The organism is Kribbella sp. NPDC031520, from assembly GCF_055580825.1.
This window is the reverse complement of sequence record NZ_JBVIKS010000011.1, coordinates 1943-5522: the sequence shown is the minus strand read 5'-3', so window position 1 is coordinate 5522 and position 3580 is coordinate 1943. Positions and strand designations below refer to the sequence as shown.

Annotated in this window: 2 rRNA genes; both read right to left on the bottom strand. The window is 55.6% G+C overall.

The window, feature by feature from the left end:
• Positions 1 to 123 precede the first annotated feature (123 nt).
• Positions 124 to 241, bottom strand: a 5S ribosomal RNA gene (gene rrf / locus ACZ5BU_RS36585).
• A gap of 139 nt (positions 242 to 380) precedes the next feature.
• Positions 381 to 3505, bottom strand: a 23S ribosomal RNA gene (locus ACZ5BU_RS36580).
• Between the last annotated feature and the right edge of the window lie 75 nt (positions 3506 to 3580).

The following is a 3580-nucleotide window of genomic DNA, read 5'->3' as shown; positions in this document are numbered from 1 at the left end:
TGTGCCGGGCCGTTGTGGTGCCGGCGTGAGGTGTTGGCCGGCGTCGACGTCGGGCCGGGAGAAATTCGGCCTGGAAATGTTAAGGGCCACCCCCGGTTGGGGGTGGCCCTTAACAGTGTGAATGTCCGGCGGCGTCCTACTCTCCCACGACCTCCCGGTCGCAGTACCATCGGCGCTGAAGGGCTTAACTTCCAGGTTCGGAATGGAGACTGGGTGTTTCCCCGACGCTATGGCCACCGAAACTCTATAAGAACACTATCAACCTACCTGAGCCACACACCCACTACTGGGTGTGGTTGCTGGGGTTGACCGTATCCTGGGAACCGTACAGTGAACGCGAACATCGTTACAGCGCAAAATTTGGGCTTGTAGTTTGTGTGTGTGACAAGCCCTCGGCCTATTAGTACCAGTCAGCTCCACACCTTACGGCGCTTCCACTTCTGGCCTATCAACCCAGTGGTCTACTGGGGGCCTTACCCGGTTAACCCGGTGGGAGACCTCATCTTGAAGCGTGCTTCCCGCTTAGATGCTTTCAGCGGTTATCACTCCCGAACGTAGCCAACCAGCCGTGCTCCTGGCGGAACAACTGGCACACCAGAGGTTCGTCCACCCCGGTCCTCTCGTACTAGGGGCAGCCCTTCTCAAGTCTCCTGCGCGCGCAGCGGATAGGGACCGAACTGTCTCACGACGTTCTAAACCCAGCTCGCGTGCCGCTTTAATGGGCGAACAGCCCAACCCTTGGGACCTACTCCAGCCCCAGGATGCGACGAGCCGACATCGAGGTGCCAAACCATCCCGTCGATATGGACTCTTGGGGAAGATCAGCCTGTTATCCCCGGGGTACCTTTTATCCGTTGAGCGACGGTGCTCCCACATGCCACCGCCGGATCACTAGTTCCGACTTTCGTCCCTGCTCGACATGTCTGTCTCACAGTCAAGCTCCCTTGTGCACTTACACTCAACACCTGATTGCCAACCAGGCTGAGGGAACCTTTGAGCGCCTCCGTTACCTTTTAGGAGGCGACCGCCCCAGTCAAACTACCCACCAGGCACTGTCCCTGATCCGGATAACGGACCAAAGTTAGACAGCCAGAACAATCAGAGTGGTATTTCAACGATGACTCCACCCGAACTGGCGTCCGAGCTTCACAGTCTCCCACCTATCCTACACAAATTGTACCGACCACCAATACCAAGTTGTAGTAAAGGTCCCGGGGTCTTTCCGTCCTGCTGCGCGTAACGAGCATCTTTACTCGTAATGCAATTTCGCCGAGTCCACGGTTGAGACAGCGCCCAAGTCGTTACGCCATTCGTGCAGGTCGGAACTTACCCGACAAGGAATTTCGCTACCTTAGGATGGTTATAGTTACCACCGCCGTTTACTGGCGCTTAAGTTCAAAGCTTCGCCGGCCGAAACCAGCTAACCTGTCCCCTTAACGTTCCAGCACCGGGCAGGCGTCAGTCCGTATACATCGAATTACTTCTTCGCACGGACCTGTGTTTTTAGTAAACAGTCGCTTGGGCCTGGTCTCTGCGACCATCACCGCTACCACCCGTAAAGGATGTCACGGATCCGGTCCCCCTTCTCCCGAAGTTACGGGGGCATTTTGCCGAGTTCCTTAACCATGGTTCACTCGATCGCCTCGGTATTCTCTACCTGATCACCTGTGTCGGTTTGGGGTACGGGCGGCTCTAACACTCACTGCGAAGTTTTTCTCGGCAGCATGGGATCATCCACTTCCCCTGAACGGGTCCGCCTCGGCTCTCAGGCTATGTGAGACACGGATTTGCCTATGCCTCGCCCTACCACCTTGCCCGCGGATCAGCTTACGCCTACCATCGCCGCGGTTGGACTACCCTCCTGCGTCACTCCTCAATGCACCTACTACCACCTCGGGTCAAAACGTCCCCCACTCCGCCCGAAGGCTTTATGGCTTCTGTTTCTTAGCATCAGCGGGTTCGGTCGGGTCGTGTTAATGCCGGTACGGGAATATCAACCCGTTGTCCATCGACTACGCCTGTCGGCCTCGCCTTAGGTCCCGACTTACCCAGGGCAGATTAGCTTGACCCTGGAACCCTTGATCATCCGGCGGACGGGTTTCTCACCCGTCATTCGCTACTCATGCCTGCATTCTCACTCGTGCAGCATCCACAACTCCATCACTAGGCTGCTTCACACGCTGCACGACGCTCCCCTACCCACCCACACACCTGGATGACGATCAAGTCGTCACCGGGTACTTGTGTGAGTGCCACAGCTTCGGCGGATTGCTTGAGCCCCGCTACATTGTCGGCGCGGAATCACTTGACCAGTGAGCTATTACGCACTCTTTCAAGGGTGGCTGCTTCTAAGCCAACCTCCTGGTTGTCTGGGCAACTCCACATCCTTTTCCACTTAGCAATCGCTTAGGGGCCTTAGCTGGTGATCTGGGCTGTTTCCCTCTCGACTACGGAGCTTATCCCCCGCAGTCTCACTGCCGCGCTCTCACTTACCGGCATTCGGAGTTTGGCTGATTTCGGTAAGCCGGTAAGCCCCCTAGACCATCCAGTGCTCTACCTCCGGTAAGAAACACACGACGCTGCACCTATATGCATTTCGGGGAGAACCAGCTATCACGGAGTTTGATTGGCCTTTCACCCCTATCCACAGGTCATCCCCCAGGTTTTCAACCCTGGTGGGTTCGGTCCTCCACGCGGTCTTACCCACGCTTCAACCTGCCCATGGATAGATCACTCCGCTTCGGGTCTAGAGCATGCGACTAAAACGCCCTATTCAGACTCGCTTTCGCTACGGCTACCCCACACGGGTTAACCTCGCCACACACCACTAACTCGCAGGCTCATTCTTCAAAAGGCACGCCGTCACACCCCACAAGGAGATGCTCCGACGGATTGTAGGCAACCGGTTTCAGGTACTATTTCACTCCCCTCCCGGGGTACTTTTCATCTTTCCCTCACGGTACTAGTCCGCTATCGGTCACCAAGAAGTATTTAGGCTTAGCGGGTGGTCCCGCCAGATTCACACGAGATTTCAAGAGTCCCGTGCTACTTGGGAAAACACTCGAGAGTCACTGTCTTACGCCTACAGGGCTATAACCCACTACGGCTCAACATTCCAGAAGATTCGACTTCAACAGCGATTTATAACTCTCCGACACCACGGCATTAGTGTCTGAATGCTCCCACAACCCCATATACGCAACGCACGCCGGCTATCACACGCACATGGTTTAGCCTCATCCGCTTTCGCTCGCCACTACTCACGGAATCACTATTGTTTTCTCTTCCTACGGGTACTGAGATGTTTCACTTCCCCGCGTTCCCTCCAGAACCCTATGTGTTCAGGCACTGGTAACTGGCTTTAGAATGCCAGCTGGGTTTCCCCATTCGGACACCCCCGGATCACAGCTCGGTTGCCAACTCCCCGGGGCTTATCGCAGGCTCCAACGTCCTTCATCGGCTCTTGGTACCAAGACATCCACCGATTGCCCTTAGTAGCTTGTCACAAAACTAAAAGCAAAATTACGCTACAAAGAGATGCTCGCGTCCACTATACAGTTCTCAAAATACGGGCAGGAAC